Here is a 16,412-nt window from a genome sequence, read left to right as displayed (position 1 = left end):
CGGTGCGGCCCACCCGATTCCTCGCCGCCGGCGTTGCCCTGCTGCTGACCGGCTGCACCATGATCCCGGCCTATCACCGCCCCGCCCCCGTCATCGCCGCGGCATGGCCCGGCGGCAACGCGGCGGCTGGCGGCATCGGCCAGCCCGACTGGCGGCATTTCTACCGCGACCCGGTGATGCGGCGCCTGATCGACCAGGCCCTGGCCAACAACCAGGATCTGCGGATCGCCCAGCATCAGGTCGAGGCCGCCAGCGCGCAGTTCGACATCGAAAACGCGGCCCTGTTCCCCACCCTGAACGGCGGCGCGCTCGCCAACGTCCAGAAGGAATATGCCAAGATCTGGAGCCTGTCGCAGACCAACGGCGCGTTCTTCATGCGGCAATACGCGGTGGGCTTCGGCGTCTCGGCCTACGAGGTCGATCTGTGGGGCCGCATCCGCAGCGCCTCGCAGGCCGCGTTCGACCGCTACATGGCCGACGCCCTCAACCGCGAGAACATGCAGCTCAGCCTGATCGCCGCCGTGGCGTCGGGCATGCTGACCTGGGTGGCCGACAACCAGGCGGTTCTGGTCACGCAGCAGGTGCTGGACAGCCGCCAGCGCACCTACGACCTGGTCCGGCAGGCGGCCCTGACCGGCACGGTCACGGCGCTGGACGTGGCACAGGCGGAATCCGCGCTGCACGACACCGAAACCAGCTTGCAGGTCTATACGCGCCAACGCGCCCAGGCCCTGGACCAGTTGACGCTGCTGGTCGGCACCCCGCTGGACGACGCCACGACGCGGGCCCTGCAATCCCTCACATCGCTCGACGCCGTCACGGCCTTTCCCGAAATCCCCGCCGGCCTGCCGTCGGACATGATCGCCCGCCGCCCCGACATCCTCTCGGCGGAGGACGTACTGCGCGCGGCCAACGACGATATCGGCTCGGCCCGTGCCGAGTTCTTCCCCAAGATCCAGATCACGGCGGCCAACGGCACCGCCAGCAACAACATCACCCGCCTGTTCCAGGGCGGCATGGGCGCCTGGAACGTCGCACCCCAGATCACGCTGCCGCTGTTCGACGCCGGCCGCCTGACGGCCCAGCTCCGCATCGCGAAAGCCCGCAGGAAGGAGGAAATCGCCCGCTACGAAAAGACGATCCAGACCGCGTTCCGCGAAGTCGCCGACGCCCTGGCCGGCCGTGACACCTATCTGAAACAGCTCCAGGCCCAGAACGCCCTGATCGCCTCCAACGACCGGCAATACCACCTGGCCATCACGCGCTTCCGCGCGGGCTACGACCCGTACCTCTCCACCCTGATCGCGCAGCGAGACCTGTACACCGCCCGCCTCGGCGGCATCACCACGCAGCTCCAGACCCTGGCCAACAGCGTCACCCTGTACAAGGCCCTGGGCGGCGGCTGGACCAGCACCGTGCCGCCCCGCCCGACCGCCTCGGCCATGGGCCATATCCTGTAATCCCGCCCCGCTCGCGGGGCAGCCGATCACCCGCCGTCCGCCGGAACGCCGCGCTCCAGCGAAAGACGGCGGGGTCCACCATCCGCAATTGCGTAAAAATTCCGACTATGGCAGGGATGAAAGCATGACCCACGCAATCACCACCGCAATCGGTTCCTGGTGGCGCTCCGTTTCCGGAGCGGCGTAAGGTCTCGTTTCATGACTCAAGCCGCATCAGTCGGCTTGCATCGAGTCATTTTATCCGAGCGATCGATCAGGCTGACGATGGGGAAATTTCTCCAAGGAAACAGCCCTCATGTCTTTCGGCCTCCAAAACGACCCTCCCCTGCCCGCGGGATACGCCTTCCGCGCGGGGCCGCCCGACGCCGCGACCTATTGCCGCCTGCGTGAAACAAGCGGTCTGAGCCCGCGCAGCCTGCGCGCGGCCAGGGCGGGCCTGCCCCATACGCTCCATGGCGTGCATGTCGCGCATGATTCCGACATCGTCGGAATGGGACGGATGATCGGCGACGGCGCGCTCTTTATCCATATCGTCGACATCGCCGTCGATCCCGCCCATCAGGGGCGAGGAATCGGGTCCGCGATCGTGGACGCGATCATGCGCCATATACGCGCCACCGTTCCCGCCGAAACCTATGTCAGCCTGATAGCCAACGCGGACGCCTGGCAGCTTTACGAACGTTTCGGTTTCGAGAATGTCTTGCCGGATGCAAGAGGAATGGCCCTCTGGATCACCAACCGATGACGCCGGCCCCAAAACCGTTCGCGTGATCCCATCGGCGGAGGTTTCGGTCCTGTAGACCGACCGCACGGCATCCGCGCCCATGCCTCGATCGGCAGCGGAGCCAGCCCGCCGCCATCACCCGCTCCACCCCTCGTCATTCATGGGCCGAGCGGACAGGGCGCCGACGCCCTGTTCAACCCCCTCGCGCCCTTCCACGCGCGCGAACACGGCGCCGGCCTCCTCCCGCGTCGCCGGCATCCCGCGCCGCCACGCCGATGCCGCGCGACCATCGCCCGGCGCCTCCAGCAGCCCGAGCAACCCGCGCGCCCGCTCCATTTCCACGTCATTCTGGAAACTGTAGACGATCGAACGGGATTCCCTCTCGCAACGCAAAACCCCCGCCCGGCGCAGCGCGCCAAGCTGCTGGCTCAGCACCGGCTGCCCGATGCCGGTCTCGCTCTCCAGCACGCTGACGGCACGCGCCCCGCCAAGCAGCAGCGACAGGATCCGCAACCGCTGCGGCTGGGCGAACAGTTTCAGCCGCTCGGCCAGCCTCCCGGCCTCGTCCGGCGTCAGGCCGCTCACACGCCGGTATCCGGCCGCGTCCGCAGGAACCAGGCCGGCCCGGCCGCCACCGCGTCCCGCTGGGTCTGGACGGCGGGCAGCACGGTGTCGCAGCCCGGCATCCAGCCCTCCGGCGTCAGCACGTCCTCCGTCGTCACCTTCTGCAACGCCGCCACCAGCCGCAGCATTTCCGCCACCGACCGGCCGACCGACATCGGATACCAGATAATGGCGCGGATCACCCCCTCGGGGTCGATCGCATGCACCGCCCGGACGGTGGCGCTGCTCTCCGCCGTCGCGTCCAGCATGCCATAGGCCCGGGCGATCGCCATCGACGGGTCCTCGATGATCGGAAAGGGAATCGTCACCCCGAACTGGGCGCGGATCGCCTCCACCCACGCCAGATGCGCGGACAGGCTGTCCACCGACAGGCCCAGCAGGGCGCAGTTCAAGGCGTGGAACCGCTCGAACGACGCCGCGAAGGCCAGGAACTCGCTGGTGCAGACGGGCGTGAAATCCGCCGGATGCGAAAACAGCAGCACCCACCGCCCGCGCAGGTCGCTCAGCCGCAGCCGGCCCTGCGTGGTCCGGGCGGTGAAATCCGGCGCGGCATCCCCGATCTTCGGCGGCACGGCGACGCGGGGGAGAGGAACAGGATCGATCATACGCCCCTTCATAAAAGGACGATCCGGCTTGACGCAAGACAGTTTAATTATTAAATAAACCATGAAACGATAATTAATGAATTTCGTTAATTGTCAGGAGAATCCCGATGTCCGACCCCGCACTGGCCGCAGCCGCGTCCCAGATCCAAGATGCGAAGCAGGGAACCATCCCCCGCCCGACGGTGCGGACCTTCTTCGACGAGGCAACCTTCACCGCCAGCCATGTCGTGCATGACCCCGCGACCGGCGACGCCGCGATCATCGACAGCGTGCTGGAATATGATGCCGCCTCGGGCCGGACCGGCCACCGCTCGGCGCAGCGCATCGTCGATTACGTCCGCGCCGAGGGGCTGCATGTGCAGTGGCAGCTCGAAACCCACGCCCATGCCGACCACCTGTCGGCCGCGCCCTGGTTGCAGCAGCAGCTCGGCGGCAGGCTGGGCATCGGGGCCGAGATCGTCCGCGTGCAGGACGTGTTCGGCAAGATCTTCAATGCCGGCACCGAATTCGCGCGCGACGGCTCGCAGTTCGACCATCTGTTCCGCGACGGCGACCACTTCGCCATCGGCCGCATCCCCACGATCGCGCTGCACGTCCCCGGCCACACGCCCGCCGACATGGCCTTCGTCATCGGCGACGCGGCCTTCATCGGCGACACGCTGTTCATGCCCGATTACGGGACGGCGCGCGCCGACTTCCCCGGCGGCGACGCCCGCCAGCTCTACCGTTCGATCCGGCGCCTGCTGTCGCTGCCGGACGAGACGCGCCTGTTCCTCTGCCACGACTACAAGGCCCCCGGCCGCGACCATTTCGCGTGGGAAACCACGATCGGCGCCGAACGCCAGGGCAACATCCACGTGCATGACGGCGTGGCCGAGGACAGTTTCACCGCCATGCGCGCCGCGCGCGACGCCACCCTCTCCCTGCCCAACCTGATCATGCCGTCAGTGCAGGTCAACATGCGCGGCGGCCGCCTGCCGGCGCCGGAATCCAACGGCACGCGCTACATCAAGATCCCGATCGACACGCTCTGATCCGTCCCCTCTCCTTCCGTCCCCCGAGGTCCGCCACCGATGTCCTTCCGTTCCCTGACACCCCAGTTTTCCGTCTCTCCCCAATTGTCGGCCGCCGACGTGGACCAGGCCGCCGACGCGGGGTTCAAGGCGATCGTCTGCGCCCGTCCGGACGGCGAGAAAGCCGGCCAGCCCCCGGCCGGAGACATCGCGCGCGCGGCGCACGACCGGGGGCTGGCCTTCGTCGCCATCCCCGTCCCGTCGGGCAGCACGCCGGACGAGGCCGCGGTGCGGGCCATGCGCGCGGCGCTGGACACCATGCCGGGCCCGGTGCTGGCCTATTGCCAGGGCGGCGGCCGGGCCGCCCGGCTCTGGGCGCTGGCGCAGGCGGGCACGATGCCGGCCGACGCCATCCTCGCGGCGGGCCGGTCCGCCGGCATCGACCTGTCACCGCTGGAACCGCGCCTGGCGACCGCCGGCCAAGCCGCCCCCGCGACCGGGACAAAGCCGGGCCGGCATTTCAATGTCGTGATCGCGGGCGGCGGCGCGGCGGGCCTGGCCACCGCCGCCAGCATCCTGCGCCGCCGGTCCGGCATCTCCGTCGCCATCATCGAGCCCTCCGCCACGCATTTCTACCAGCCCGGCTGGACCCTGGTCGGCGGCGGCGTCTTCACCGCCGAACAGACGAAACGCCCCGAAGAGGGCCTGATCCCCTCGGGCGCGACCTGGGTGCGCCAGGCCGTGGCCGGCTTCCGGCCCGACCGCCACGAGGTCGCGCTGGATGACGGCGCCACGCTGTCCTACGACGTGCTGGTGGTCGCCACGGGGCTGACTCTGGACTGGCGGGCGATCCCGGGGCTGGAGGAAACGCTCGGCCGCAACGGCGTCACGTCCAACTACCGCTACGACCTCGCACCCTATACCTGGAAGCTGGTGCGGGGCCTGGCACGCGGCACCGCCCTGTTCACCCAGCCGCCGATGCCGATCAAATGCGCCGGCGCGCCGCAGAAGGCGATGTACCTGGCCTGCGATGCCTGGCGTCGCGCCGGCGCGCTGAAGGACATGACGGTCGCGTTCGACACCGCGACACCCGCCCTGTTCGGCGTACCCGCCTTCGTGCCCCCGCTGATGGCCTATATCGAACGCTACGGCATCGAGCTGACCCTGCGCTCCAGGCTAGTGGCGGTCGATGGCGACCGGCGCATGGCCACCTTCGAACGCACGACCACCGAGGGCACGACCCGCATCGAACGCGGCTTCGACATGCTGCACGCCGTCCCGCCCCAGGTCGCCCCCGCCGTGGTCGCCACCAGCCCGCTGGCCGGCGCCGACGGCTTCGTCGCCGTCGATCCCGCGACCCTGCGCCACACCGGCTTCGCCGATGTCTTCGCCCTGGGCGACGTCGCCGGCACCTCCAACGCCAAGACCGCCGCCGCCGTGCGCAAGCAGGCCCCCGTGGTGGCGGTCAATGTCCTGGCAACGCTGGACGGCAAGGCGCCCGTCGCCACCTATGACGGCTACGGCGCCTGCCCGCTGACGGTGGAACGCGGGCGGATCGTGCTGGCCGAATTCGGCTATGGCGGAAAGCTGGAGCCGACCCTGCCGCCGTGGCTGCTGCGCGGCACGCAACCCACGCGCCTGGCATGGTTCCTCAAGGAAAGGGTCATGCCCCCGCTCTATTGGCACGCCATGCTGCGCGGGCACGAACTGATGGTGGCGCCCCGAACGAACCCGGGCGCCTGACATGCACGCCCACCTGGCCCACCTGGCGCTGGAAATCCTCTCCGGCGTCCTGGTCGGCTTCACGCTGGGGCTGATCGGCGGCGGCGGATCGATTCTGGCGGTGCCGCTGATGGTCTATGTCGTCGGCGTCGCCAACCCGCATGTCGCCATCGGCACCAGCGCGCTGGCGGTGGCGGTCAACGCCCTGGCCGGGGTGGCGCAGCACGCGCGGGCGGCCACCGTCAAATGGCGATGCGCCGCGATCTTCGCCAGTTGCGGCGTGGCCGGCGCCCTGGCCGGCGCCACGCTGGGCAAGGCGATGGACGGGCGCCGCCTGCTGCTGTGCTTCGCGCTGCTGATGGTGGTGGTCGGCGTGCTGATGCTGCGCGGGCGCCGCAACCAGGGCTGCCCCGGCGCCGCCTGCAATCGCGACAACATGGCCCGCGTCATGGCCTCGGGCCTCGGCACCGGCCTGCTGTCGGGCTTTTTCGGCATCGGCGGCGGGTTCCTGATCGTGCCGGCGCTGGTCGCCTCCACCGGCATGCCGATCCTCAACGCCATCGGCACCTCGCTGGTCGCCGTCGCCGCCTTCGGCGCCAGCACCGCCATCAGCTACATGGCCTCCGGCCTGATCGACTGGAACCTCGCCCTGCTGTTCATCATCGGCGGCATCGCCGGCAGTTTCGGCGGCCTGCGCGCCGCCCGGGCCATGGCGGGCACCACGGGCGCCCTGACCGTCTTCTTCTCCGGCGTCATCTTCTGCGTCGCCGCCTACATGATCTGGCGCGGCCTCTGACGCACCGCGCGGCCATCGCTCCGTCGTCCGGCTGGCCCACGACCTGTCCGGGAAGTGGCTCTTTCAATCGAATCGATTCCGCTTTCCAATAAACGACGTTCACGCGGCGCCAGGAGGTCCCATGCCAGCCCCCTCACCCCGGTTGCGCGTCGCCGTGCTGTTCGGCGGCCGCTCCACCGAGCATGCGGTCTCCGTGCTGTCGGCCACCAACGTCATGAAGGCCCTGGACCCCGCGCGATACGCCGCGGCGCCGATTTTCGTCACGCGCGACGGCCGATGGCTGATGAGCCGGTTCGCCTCCGGCGCGCTCTCCACGCCCGAAACCGGCACCGAGATCTGCCTCCTCCCCGGCGGCCACGGACGCATGCTCGCGATCGGCCCCGACGGCCGCGCGGTCGAGGCCGGACAGATCGACATCCTGTTCCCGGTGCTGCACGGCCTCCATGGCGAGGACGGCTCGGTGCAGGGCATGGCGGACGTGGCGCGGGTGCCGCTCGCCGGCTGCGGCATCCTCGGCTCGGCCACCGCGCTGGACAAGGTGATCGCCAAGCAGCTCCTCCGCGCGAGCGGCCTTCCGGTCGCCCGCTCCATCACCATCCGCCAGGGCGCGGTACCCGATCTCGCGACGCTGGAAAGCACGATCGGGCTCCCGTTTTTCCTCAAGCCGGCGCGCCAGGGCTCCTCCGTCGGCGTGCGGAAAATCTCCGGCAGCCAGGAATTTCCGCCGGCCGTGGCCGAGGGGTTCCGGCACGACAGCCGCCTGCTGGCCGAGCAATGCATCACGGGCCGCGAGATCGAATGCAGCGTGCTGGACGATGCCACGGGCGCGCTGTTCGTCTCCCGGCCCGGCGAGATCGTCCCCTCGGCCAACCACGGCTTCTACAGCTACGACGCGAAATATATCGATGCCGGCGGCGCGGTCCTGACGGTGCCCGCCGACCTGCCGCGGGAGGTCGAAGCCAGGCTGCGCGCCATCGCCGCCGAAGCGTTCCGCGCCCTCGGCTGCGACGGCATGGCCCGCGTCGATTTCTTCCTGACCGCGGACATGACGATCGTGGTGAACGAGGTCAACACGATCCCCGGCTTCACCGACATCAGCATGTATCCCATGGCCATGGAGGCCAGCGGCGTGCGCTACGCCGAGATCATCGAACGCCTGATCGCCCACGGCCTGGCCCGCGCCGACGAAGGCGAACGCCGCGGCACGCTCACGCGGCGGCGCCATGGGCCATGATCAGCGCGATGGCGCAGGAGGTCAGCCTGGCCTGCTCGGAATCCGCGCGGCTGGTCAGGATCACCGGCACCCTGGCCCCCAGCACCACGCCGGCGGCATCCGCCCCGGCCAGGAAGGACAGTTCCTTGGCCAGCATGTTGCCCGCCTCCAGCGTGGGCACGATCACGATATCCGCCCGTCCGGCCACGGGAGAATCGATATGCTTGACCTTCGCGGCATTCCGGTTCACCGCGTTGTCGAAGGCCAGCGGCCCGTCGACGATGCCGCCGGTGATCTGCCCGCGATCCGCCATCTTCGACAGCACGGCCGCGTCCAGCGTCGACTGGATCGCCGGGTTGACGGTCTCCACCGCCGACAGAACGGCCACGCGCGGCTCCGCCAGCCCCAGCACATGCGCGAAATCGATCACGTTCTGCACGATGTCGTGCTTGGCCCGCACGTCGGGCGCGATATTCACCACCGCGTCGCTGATCATCAGCAGCCGGTCATGGAACGGCACGTCCATGACGAAGACATGGCTCAGCCGCCGCTCCGCGCACAGGCCGGTCTGCCGCGCCACCACCTCGTGCAGCAGCACGTCGGTATGCACCGCGCCCTTCATCAGCATCCGCGCCCGCCCCGCGCGCACCAACGCCACCGCCTGGGCCGAGGCAGCGGCCGGGTCCGCCGCCTCGACGATCTCCAGCCCGTCGATCGACAGGCCGGATTCCCCGGCGACGGACTCGATCAGCGCCCTGGGCCCGACCAGGATCGGCCGCGCCAGCCCGCGCCGGGCCGCGTCGCAGGCCGACCGCAGCGACAGGTCGTCGCAGGGATAGGCCACCGCCACCGGCAGCACCGGCAACGCGGCCGCCTTCTCGCACAGGGCACGGAAACGGCGACGGGTGACGATATGCTCGAACGACGAACAGGCCATGACCACCGATTGCGGGGCCTCGGGCGCCTGGATCCGCATCGTGCCGCGCGCGACCTCGCCCCCATCCTGCCGCACGCAGACGAAGGTCAGGTCGAGCAGCGGATCCGTATCGTGCTTGCCCACCACCTGGCAGGTCACGACCACCCGGTCGCCGACCGCCAGTCCACCGCCCTCCAACGTCAGCGCATAACCCCGCACCACGCTGCCGACACCGGGAAAGCACGTGCTGACCAGCCGCATGACCAGGATGCCGATCCACATGCTGGCCACCGACTGCGAGACGGCATCCGCCTCCACGCCCGCCCCGTCGGGCCGCCAGCCGCCCAGCAGGTCGGCATCGTCCCGGGTCAGGATCTCGGTCAGGTCCGCCGTCTCGCCGACCGCGATGTCCTTGAACAGGCGGTTGGTCACAAGCTCCTGGGTTTTCTCCACCAGTCTCATTCCTCTGGAAGGGCCGAACGACAGAAAGGCTCGCGCCGATCCCGGTCACGGCCGCGCCCCGGCGTCATGGGTGGTCAGGATGGTGCGATACTGCGCGCGCAGGACCCGCGCCGCGTCCTCGGGCCGCCCTCCGGCCGCGGGACGGACCCACGCCCCTGGCCAGGGCACCGAAGCGGCGGCGCCATCCGCGCGAGGATCCGCCGGGTTTATCATAACATCGACCGGCGCCCCGCCGATTTGACGGATGTCAAACATTACGCTGGTCGTCGCTCCAGCCGCTGGACCGCCACCACGACCAGCAGGTTGGCCACCAGGCCGACCATGCCCATGTTGAGTCCCGCCGGCTGAAAGCCCGCGAGCGCGCCCCCCATGGCCACCGCGTCGCCCACCGCCAGCCCGGCCCCCAGCGCGCGGGCCGAGACCGGCCAGCGCCAGATGATGGCGGCGATACCGGGGATGAACTGCGACACCCCCAGGTAATAGAAGCTGGTCAGCGTCACCATCAGGCCCGACAGATGCCCCGCCGCCAGGATCGAGAACAGCAGATAGCCGGCGATCACCGCCTGCGCCCCCCGCCGCTGCCCGGCATCGGACAGGCCATGCAGCAGGTTGCGCGACACCAGCGGGCCGATGGCCAGGCAGGTGCCGGCCAGGATCACCAGCGCCGACAGCGCGCAGGCGCCGGCGGCCAGCCCGACCATCCAGCCCGGCAGCAGCGCCCCGGCCGCGACCATGAACACCGCGTTGGGCCCCGGCACCGGCAGCGCCGCCGAACGCGCATACAGCGCCACCAGGTAGAGAAACGGAAACATCACCATGTAGAGCGGCATGACGATCTGGTTGCGCCGCACCGTCCGCACCGAGCGCGCGGTGAACACGAAGGCCACCGTCTGCGGCGCGACGCAGAACGCCACGGCCTGGAGCGGAATGGTGGACAGCGCATAGATCTGGTCCCGCGCCGTCACCGGATGGCCGGTCCACGCCACCGCCGGCAGATGCGTCGTCCCCCCGGCCCGCAGGGCCGCCAGCCCCACCACCGTCACCGCGATCAGCACCAGACTGTCCTTGATGACCGAGACATAGGCCGGGGCGCGGATGCCCGACAGCATGATCCAGGCAAAGGTCAGGCAGGCGGCGGCGACGATCGTCCATCGCTCCGGCAGCGCCCAGTGGAACTGGTCGATCACGCGCAGCAACCCGACGAACTGCAATTCGCCGAACGGCAGCATGCACAGGATCGCGGTCAGCACCACCAGCCGCTCCAGCCCCCGGCTGCCGAAGCGGGCATGGAACAGGTCGGCCATGGTCAGCGCCTGGAAATCCCGCCCCACCCGCCAGATCAGCGGGTTGATGAAGTAGCCGGCCGGATAGGCCAGCAGGATATAGCCGAGGAACCAGATGATGAACGACGTGCCGGCGCTGTACGCCGCCGCCGGAAACCCCATGATGCTGCCGATGCTGTAGGTTTCTCCCACCGCCAGCATGAAGACCAGGATCCCGCCGAACTGGCCGGACGCGACGAAGAAATCGCGGCTGTCCTGGTGCGCATGGCCGCGCCGCGAGAACAGCGCCACCAGGACGGACAGCAGAATGACCAGGAAGAAGACGATGCTAGCCATCGTCGCGCCCGCGATCGAAAACCACCCAGACGACAGCCATGCACAGCGCGGTCAGGAAGAACCAGCCGAACAGCCAGCACACGACCAGCGGCATCCCGAAGATCAGCATCCGGCTCGCCCCCAGCACCGGCAACAGACCCACGATCGCGCCGAACGGCACGCCGATCCCCAGCACGCCGCGCCAGATATCCCTCATGCGTCTTCCTTTCCCATGGCGCCGACACGCGCTCACGCCTGATATCGCAGGCCGGCCCCGCGCCTATCCTGCCAGCATGGCGCCACCCCGCCCATCCCCTTCTCCCGTCGGCGCACATGCTCCAGCAGCGCCGCGTTCAGGGCACGCGCGGCATAGGTCAGGGCGCGTTCGGGGTGGCGGCACACATCCAGGCTGGTGCTGATCCGATCGTCCCCCAGCAAGGGCACGCTCCTGAGCGATCCGGCCTCGATCTCGCGGCGAAAGCAATCCGGCGGCAGGATCAGCACCGCCCGTCCCTGCAAGGCGAGTTCCTTCTGCACGATCAGCGACCCGGTGACGAAAACGGGGTCGATACTCAATCCGTTGTTCCGCGCCACCCGCTCGACCTCCTGCCGCACGGAATAGGACGCATCGGGCACCGCCAGCGGATGACGCACGATATCGCGCAGGCTCACCCCCCTCATCGTCGCCAGCGGGTGATCGGCCCCCATGATCGCGGCATGGTCCAGCGGCGTGCTGGCCTGCACATAGGGCCTGGCACTCTCGGGCGAGAAGATGGCAACCCCCAGATCGGCCTCGCCATGGCGCAGGGCCTCGAACAATTCCTGGGTGCGCCCCTCGCTGACCCGGAAACGCAGGCCCGGATAATGGTCATGGATGTCGGTCAGGATCGGCACCAGAAGCTCGGACACCAGCGCCCCGCCGGCATAGATGCACACGCTGCCGCGCCGCAGGCCGCGCAGGTCGTCGATCAGTTGCCGGGTGGTATCCATGTCGCCCAGGGTCAGCCGCGCCCGATCGGCCAGCAATTCCCCGGCGGCCGTCAGCGCCATGCCGCTGGGCGAGCGGTCGAGCAGCTGGGTGCGAAAATAATATTCCAGATGGTCCAGCTTGCGCGCCACGGCGGCCGGCGACATGCCCAGAAGCTGGGCGGCCTGCCGCAGCGACCCCGTGCGCGCAACCTCTATGAAAACACTCAGGGCTTTCATGTCCATGACAGCCACCCGGAAACAGTCTGACGCGCAGCGCGCTATATCGTTATGATTCAATAACAATGTGAAACAGACCGCCCGGCGAGGCAACCGTTATTGCGCCGTGCCCCGCGTCCTGTTCCCTCCACCCGTCATACACCACCACGCATCGCCGGGGTGCTACGGAAACCGACCCACTCTGCTCCGCTTTTCGAGCTCACGCATCTCATTTCGACTATGCAACCATGCCGCATCGCATCATCCCATGCCGACATCGGCCAACCCGGAGACACCGCGCATGCCTCCCGTGAATCTGATCGCACCCGGCGGATCTTTCCGCCCCCGCGCCATCCGCCTGCCGCTGCGTGCCGCCCTGTCCACCATCCTGTGCGTGGGCTCGACAGGCGCCGCCGCCGCCGCCCCGGCACCGGATAGCGCAACCGCCGGCACCCGGCCGGCCCGCGCCGCCCGCACGCCCCCGGCGCCACAGCCCCAGCCCGTCCCGGGCGCCAGCCGGCTGGAACAGATTACGGTCACCGCCGATCGCCGCAGCCAGAACGTGCAGAACGTGGCCAGTTCCATCGCCGTCATCACCGGCAAGGACCTGGCGACCCGCAACGTCAACACGGTGTTCGACCTGCAATATCTCACGCCCTCGCTGCAGGTCACGCCCCAGTTCGGCAGCGGCCAGCCCTCCTTCACCATTCGCGGCGTGGGCTTCAACGATTATGCCAGCAACAACGCCCCGACCGTCGGCATCTATCTCGACGAAGTCGCCAACCCGGTGCCCTTCGCCAGCAACGGCATGATGTTCGATATCAGCCGGGTGGAAATCCTGCGCGGCCCCCAGGGCACGCTGTACGGCCGCAACACCACGGGCGGCGCCATCAACTATATTCTCAACCACCCGACCGACAGTTTCCATGCGGGGCTCAACGCCCAGTACGGCCGTTTCGATGCCGGCAAGGTCGAGGGCTATCTTTCAGGCCCGCTCGGCCATTTCATCAAGGTCCGCCTGTCGGGGCAGACCCAGCAGGGCGGCGCCTGGCAGCATGACGACCGGGGCGACCGCCTGGGCAATGTCGATCGCGCCGCCGCCCGCCTGATCGCCGAGGCCACCCCCACCGACAGCCTCAAGGTCACGCTCAACATCCATGGCGGCCGCGACCGGTCGGACGCCAACGGCCTGCATCTCTATTCGCCGCTCCGGTCGCTCAACATCCTCTACGGCAATGCCTATCCCATCTACCCGGCCGATACCGACCGCGATATCGCGCATTGGGGCACGTCTCCGCAATTCGCGCGCGAAATCGGCATCAGCCCCGACAGCAAGCCGTTCTCGCACATCGACACCGGCGGCCTGTCCCTGCGCATCGACCAGGATTTCACCGGGTTCCGCCTGACGGAACTGGCCAGCTACGACGCCGCCGCGCGCCAGGAATACGACAATTACGACGCCTCGTCCCTCGCCATCGCCGATGTCTATTACCAGTCCCGCGCCAACGTGTTCTCCAACGAACTGCGCTTCACCTCACGCGGCCCGTCGCGATTGTCCTGGGTGGCGGGCCTCTATTATTCCAACCAGTATCTGTCCGATCAGTACCATTCGGGCTTCATGGATTCCTACGGCTTCGACCGCGTGGTGAAATATTCCCAGATGGTCAACACGATCAGCGGCTTCGGCCAGGCCACCTACCGGCTGCTGGACACGCTCTCCATCACCGGCGGCGTCCGGGTCGAGCACGAATCACGCCGCCTCTATGATTTCCAGTCCTACATGCTCAGCGGGTCGGACCCCGGCAACGCGCCGTTCGGCCCGCGCCAGCATTACGACTATACCCGGCCGTCTGCGAAATTCTCGATCCAGTACACTCCCGTCCGCCACGACATGCTCTATGTCTCCTACAGCCACGGCATCAAATCGGGCGGCTTCACCACCTACAACACCGCGGCACCACAGGTCTCCACCAAGCCCTTCAAGGCCGAAACCCTCGACGCGTGGGAACTGGGCAACAAAGTCGACCTGCCAGGACAGAATCTGCGGCTGAACATCTCGTCGTTCTATTACGACTATCATGGCCAGCAGATTCAGTCCGCCGTGGTCAATCCGCAGACCGGGCTCGTCGGCTCCATCGTCAACGCGCCTCATTCCCACCTCTACGGCCTGGAGTTCGAGGCCGAATGGTCGCCCCTGCCCGGCCTGACCCTCACCCAGTCCGGCGGCTGGGCCATCGGCCAGTTCGACAATTTCTACTCCGTCCTGCGGGCCGACCGCATCAATGGCACCTATGTCGGCGTCTATGCCAGCCGCAAGGGCGACAGCCTGCCGGCACCGAAACTCACGCTCAACGGCTCGGCGTCCTATCGCTGGTCCATGGGCGACTACGCGCTCACGGCGGGCATGAACTATGCGCTACGCTCCACCTACCGCTCGCTGTTCGGGTCGCTGTACAATGTCGCGGGCTATACGCTCTGGGGCGCCAACCTCGCCTTCGGTCCCAGGAACAACCGCTGGACGGTCGCGGCCTTCGGCAACAATATCTTCAACAAACGCTATGACGTGGAACGCAATTATTTCGTCAACGGCGATACGGTCGCCCTCGCCGGCATGCCCGCGACCTGGGGTGTCCGTGCCGTCATTTCCTACTGATACCGGTCCAGGGCGCCTGTGATGACGAAACCCCTCTTCGCGTGCGACGCGACGGAACTGCTCGCCGGCTACGCCAGTGGCGCGTTCACGCCCACCGAGGTGATGCGCGCGCTCAACGCCCATATCGCCAGGTGGGAACCGGCACTCGGCGCGCTCTATCTGTGGCGCCCCGAACAGGCCGAGATCCAGGCCGCCGCCGCGACCGCGCGCTGGCGGCAGGGCAGGCCCATGGGGGCGCTCGACGGCATCCCCGTCACGGTCAAGGAACTGATCGCCACCGCCGGCGACCCGGTGCCGCTGGGTACCGCGGCGGTCGAACGCACTCCGGCCCCGGCCGACGCCCCCTGCGCCGCGCGCCTGCGCGAGGCCGGGGCCATCATTTTCGCCAAGACCACCATCCCCGACTACGGCATGCTGTCCTCGGGACTGTCCAGCTTCCACACGCTGGCGCGCAATCCATGGAACCTCGCCACCAATCCCGGCGGCTCCTCCGCCGGGGCCTCGGCGGCGACGGCGGCCTGCTACGGGCCCATCCATGTCGGCACCGACATCGGCGGCTCGGTGCGCCTGCCCGCTGCCTGGTGCGGCACGGTGGGCTTCAAACCCACGCTGGGCCGCATCCCCATCGACCCTTACTACACCGGCCGCTGCGCCGGCCCCATCACCCGCAACATGGCGGACGCCGCGCTGGCCATGGGGCCGCTCACCCTGCCGGACCCGCGCGATGCCACCTCCCTGCCCTACGAGGCCATCGACTGGGCGGCCGCGCCCCTGCCACCGCGAGGCCTGCGCGTGGGCGTGATGCTCGATGCCGGCTGCGGCCTGCCGGTCGATGCCGAAATCGCCGCCGCCGTAAAAAACGCCGCCACCCTGTTCGCCCGCGCCGGGGCCCTGGTGGCCGACGCCCCACCCGTCCTCACGCGCGAGATCCTCGACGGGATCGACGTCTTCTGGCGCGCCAAATTCTGGGACGAGGTCCGCCGCCTGCCCGACGCACGGCGCGAACGCATCCTGCCCTACATCCTCGAATGGGTCAGCGCGGGCGCCCGGGTAACCGGCGCGGAGGCCGCGCGCGGCTTCGGCGGCACCTTCACCCTGCGCCGGGCCTGCGCCGCCCTGTTCGACGAGGTCGACGTGGTCATCTCCCCCACCACGCCCAACCTCTCCTTTCCCGCCGACTGGGCCTCGCCGACCAACGACCCGTCGCGGCCGTTCGAACATTGCGCCTTCACCCTGCCGTGGAACATGTCCGAACAGCCGGCCCTGACCCTCAATTGCGGCGTCTCGCGCAGCGGCACGCCCATCGGCCTGCAAATCGTCACGCGCCGCTTCGCCGATCTCCAGGCTATCCGCCTGGGGCGCTGGTTCGAACGCGAATATGGACGCATACCCCACTGGCCGGGAGACTCCGTCCAGCCCCCCTCCCTCGCCTGACCGTCCC

General features: G+C 68.8%; 15 protein-coding genes. 8 read left to right on the top strand and 7 right to left on the bottom strand.

Annotated features, from left to right (window positions below):
* Positions 1-2 precede the first annotated feature (2 nt).
* Positions 3-1,460, top strand: coding sequence for an efflux transporter outer membrane subunit (locus tag HLH48_RS08140; protein WP_264812396.1), 1,458 nt, complete (start codon positions 3-5; stop codon positions 1,458-1,460).
* A 295-nt stretch (positions 1,461-1,755) separates the two neighbouring features.
* Complete coding sequence (locus tag HLH48_RS08135; protein ID WP_182997004.1) at positions 1,756-2,205, top strand: GNAT family N-acetyltransferase; 450 nt, start codon at positions 1,756-1,758, stop codon at positions 2,203-2,205.
* A 114-nt stretch (positions 2,206-2,319) separates the two neighbouring features.
* On the opposite strand, the gene HLH48_RS08130 is transcribed toward HLH48_RS08135, so the two are convergent.
* Positions 2,320-2,769 (bottom strand): ArsR/SmtB family transcription factor, encoded by a 450-nt coding sequence (locus HLH48_RS08130; RefSeq protein WP_182997003.1) that lies wholly within the window; start codon positions 2,767-2,769, stop codon positions 2,320-2,322.
* Complete coding sequence (locus HLH48_RS08125) at positions 2,766-3,425, bottom strand: peroxiredoxin (protein WP_182997002.1); 660 nt, start codon at positions 3,423-3,425, stop codon at positions 2,766-2,768. Before HLH48_RS08125 ends, HLH48_RS08130 begins: the two co-directional genes overlap by 4 nt.
* 95 nt (positions 3,426-3,520) lie before the next feature.
* Between HLH48_RS08125 and HLH48_RS08120 the strand changes: the two genes are divergently transcribed.
* The 4 genes from HLH48_RS08120 (at position 3,521) to HLH48_RS08105 (ending at position 8,178) form a co-directional block, all read left to right on the top strand.
* Positions 3,521-4,447: an MBL fold metallo-hydrolase gene (locus HLH48_RS08120; protein WP_182997001.1), complete on the top strand. Its 927-nt coding sequence runs from the start codon at positions 3,521-3,523 to the stop codon at positions 4,445-4,447.
* A gap of 39 nt (positions 4,448-4,486) precedes the next feature.
* Complete coding sequence (locus tag HLH48_RS08115; protein WP_182997000.1) at positions 4,487-6,169, top strand: bifunctional protein tyrosine phosphatase family protein/NAD(P)/FAD-dependent oxidoreductase; 1,683 nt, start codon at positions 4,487-4,489, stop codon at positions 6,167-6,169.
* A 1-nt stretch (position 6,170) separates the two neighbouring features.
* Entirely contained in the window at positions 6,171-6,944 is a 774-nt protein-coding gene (locus HLH48_RS08110) for a sulfite exporter TauE/SafE family protein (RefSeq protein ID WP_182996999.1), read from the top strand.
* A gap of 121 nt (positions 6,945-7,065) precedes the next feature.
* Positions 7,066-8,178 (top strand): D-alanine--D-alanine ligase family protein, encoded by a 1,113-nt coding sequence (locus tag HLH48_RS08105; protein WP_182996998.1) that lies wholly within the window; start codon positions 7,066-7,068, stop codon positions 8,176-8,178.
* Here the strand turns inward: HLH48_RS08105 and HLH48_RS08100 are convergent.
* From HLH48_RS08100 to HLH48_RS08085, 5 genes are all read right to left on the bottom strand, one after another.
* Complete coding sequence (locus tag HLH48_RS08100) at positions 8,153-9,526, bottom strand: bifunctional enoyl-CoA hydratase/phosphate acetyltransferase (RefSeq protein WP_264812394.1); 1,374 nt, start codon at positions 9,524-9,526, stop codon at positions 8,153-8,155. The genes HLH48_RS08105 and HLH48_RS08100 overlap by 26 nt on opposite strands.
* 54 nt (positions 9,527-9,580) lie before the next feature.
* On the bottom strand, positions 9,581-9,703 hold the full coding sequence (locus tag HLH48_RS23540; protein WP_264812393.1) for a hypothetical protein: 123 nt from the start codon (positions 9,701-9,703) through the stop codon (positions 9,581-9,583).
* Between the two features lie 86 nt (positions 9,704-9,789).
* Positions 9,790-11,154 carry a sodium:solute symporter family protein gene (locus HLH48_RS08095; RefSeq protein WP_182996996.1) on the bottom strand — a complete coding sequence of 455 codons (1,365 nt, stop codon included), beginning with the start codon at positions 11,152-11,154 and terminating at the stop codon, positions 9,790-9,792.
* Complete coding sequence (locus HLH48_RS08090) at positions 11,147-11,350, bottom strand: DUF3311 domain-containing protein (RefSeq protein WP_182996995.1); 204 nt, start codon at positions 11,348-11,350, stop codon at positions 11,147-11,149. Before HLH48_RS08090 ends, HLH48_RS08095 begins: the two co-directional genes overlap by 8 nt.
* Before the next feature lie 32 nt (positions 11,351-11,382).
* Positions 11,383-12,345, bottom strand: a complete 963-nt coding sequence (locus tag HLH48_RS08085) for a LysR family transcriptional regulator (protein WP_182996994.1) — start codon at positions 12,343-12,345, stop codon at positions 11,383-11,385.
* 274 nt (positions 12,346-12,619) lie between these two features.
* On the opposite strand from HLH48_RS08085, the gene HLH48_RS08080 reads away from it, so the two are divergent.
* On the top strand, positions 12,620-14,971 hold the full coding sequence (locus tag HLH48_RS08080) for a TonB-dependent receptor (protein ID WP_182996993.1): 2,352 nt from the start codon (positions 12,620-12,622) through the stop codon (positions 14,969-14,971).
* 21 nt (positions 14,972-14,992) lie between these two features.
* The gene (locus HLH48_RS08075) at positions 14,993-16,405 is read left to right on the top strand and encodes an amidase (RefSeq protein ID WP_182996992.1); all 1,413 of its coding nucleotides are present in this window, start codon (positions 14,993-14,995) and stop codon (positions 16,403-16,405) included.
* Positions 16,406-16,412 lie beyond the last annotated feature (7 nt).

It is taken from the genome of Gluconacetobacter sacchari, assembly GCF_014174255.1.
GTDB classification, from domain to species: Bacteria; Pseudomonadota; Alphaproteobacteria; order Acetobacterales; family Acetobacteraceae; genus Gluconacetobacter; species Gluconacetobacter sacchari.
Note: the sequence above shows the minus strand (reverse complement) of the source record. Positions and strands in the feature narration are given on the sequence as shown.

Coding starts and splice junctions, on each gene's coding strand:
- HLH48_RS08075 (WP_182996992.1), top strand. CDS start 14,993: ATGACGAAACCCCTCTTCGCGTGCGACGCGACGGAACTGCTCGCCGGC.
- HLH48_RS08110 (WP_182996999.1), top strand. CDS start 6,171: ATGCACGCCCACCTGGCCCACCTGGCGCTGGAAATCCTCTCCGGCGTC.
- HLH48_RS08105 (WP_182996998.1), top strand. CDS start 7,066: ATGCCAGCCCCCTCACCCCGGTTGCGCGTCGCCGTGCTGTTCGGCGGC.
- HLH48_RS08080 (WP_182996993.1), top strand. CDS start 12,620: ATGCCTCCCGTGAATCTGATCGCACCCGGCGGATCTTTCCGCCCCCGC.
- HLH48_RS08135 (WP_182997004.1), top strand. CDS start 1,756: ATGTCTTTCGGCCTCCAAAACGACCCTCCCCTGCCCGCGGGATACGCC.
- HLH48_RS08090 (WP_182996995.1), bottom strand. CDS start 11,350: ATGAGGGATATCTGGCGCGGCGTGCTGGGGATCGGCGTGCCGTTCGGC.
- HLH48_RS08120 (WP_182997001.1), top strand. CDS start 3,521: ATGTCCGACCCCGCACTGGCCGCAGCCGCGTCCCAGATCCAAGATGCG.
- HLH48_RS08085 (WP_182996994.1), bottom strand. CDS start 12,345: ATGGACATGAAAGCCCTGAGTGTTTTCATAGAGGTTGCGCGCACGGGG.
- HLH48_RS08095 (WP_182996996.1), bottom strand. CDS start 11,154: ATGGCTAGCATCGTCTTCTTCCTGGTCATTCTGCTGTCCGTCCTGGTG.
- HLH48_RS08125 (WP_182997002.1), bottom strand. CDS start 3,425: ATGAAGGGGCGTATGATCGATCCTGTTCCTCTCCCCCGCGTCGCCGTG.
- HLH48_RS08115 (WP_182997000.1), top strand. CDS start 4,487: ATGTCCTTCCGTTCCCTGACACCCCAGTTTTCCGTCTCTCCCCAATTG.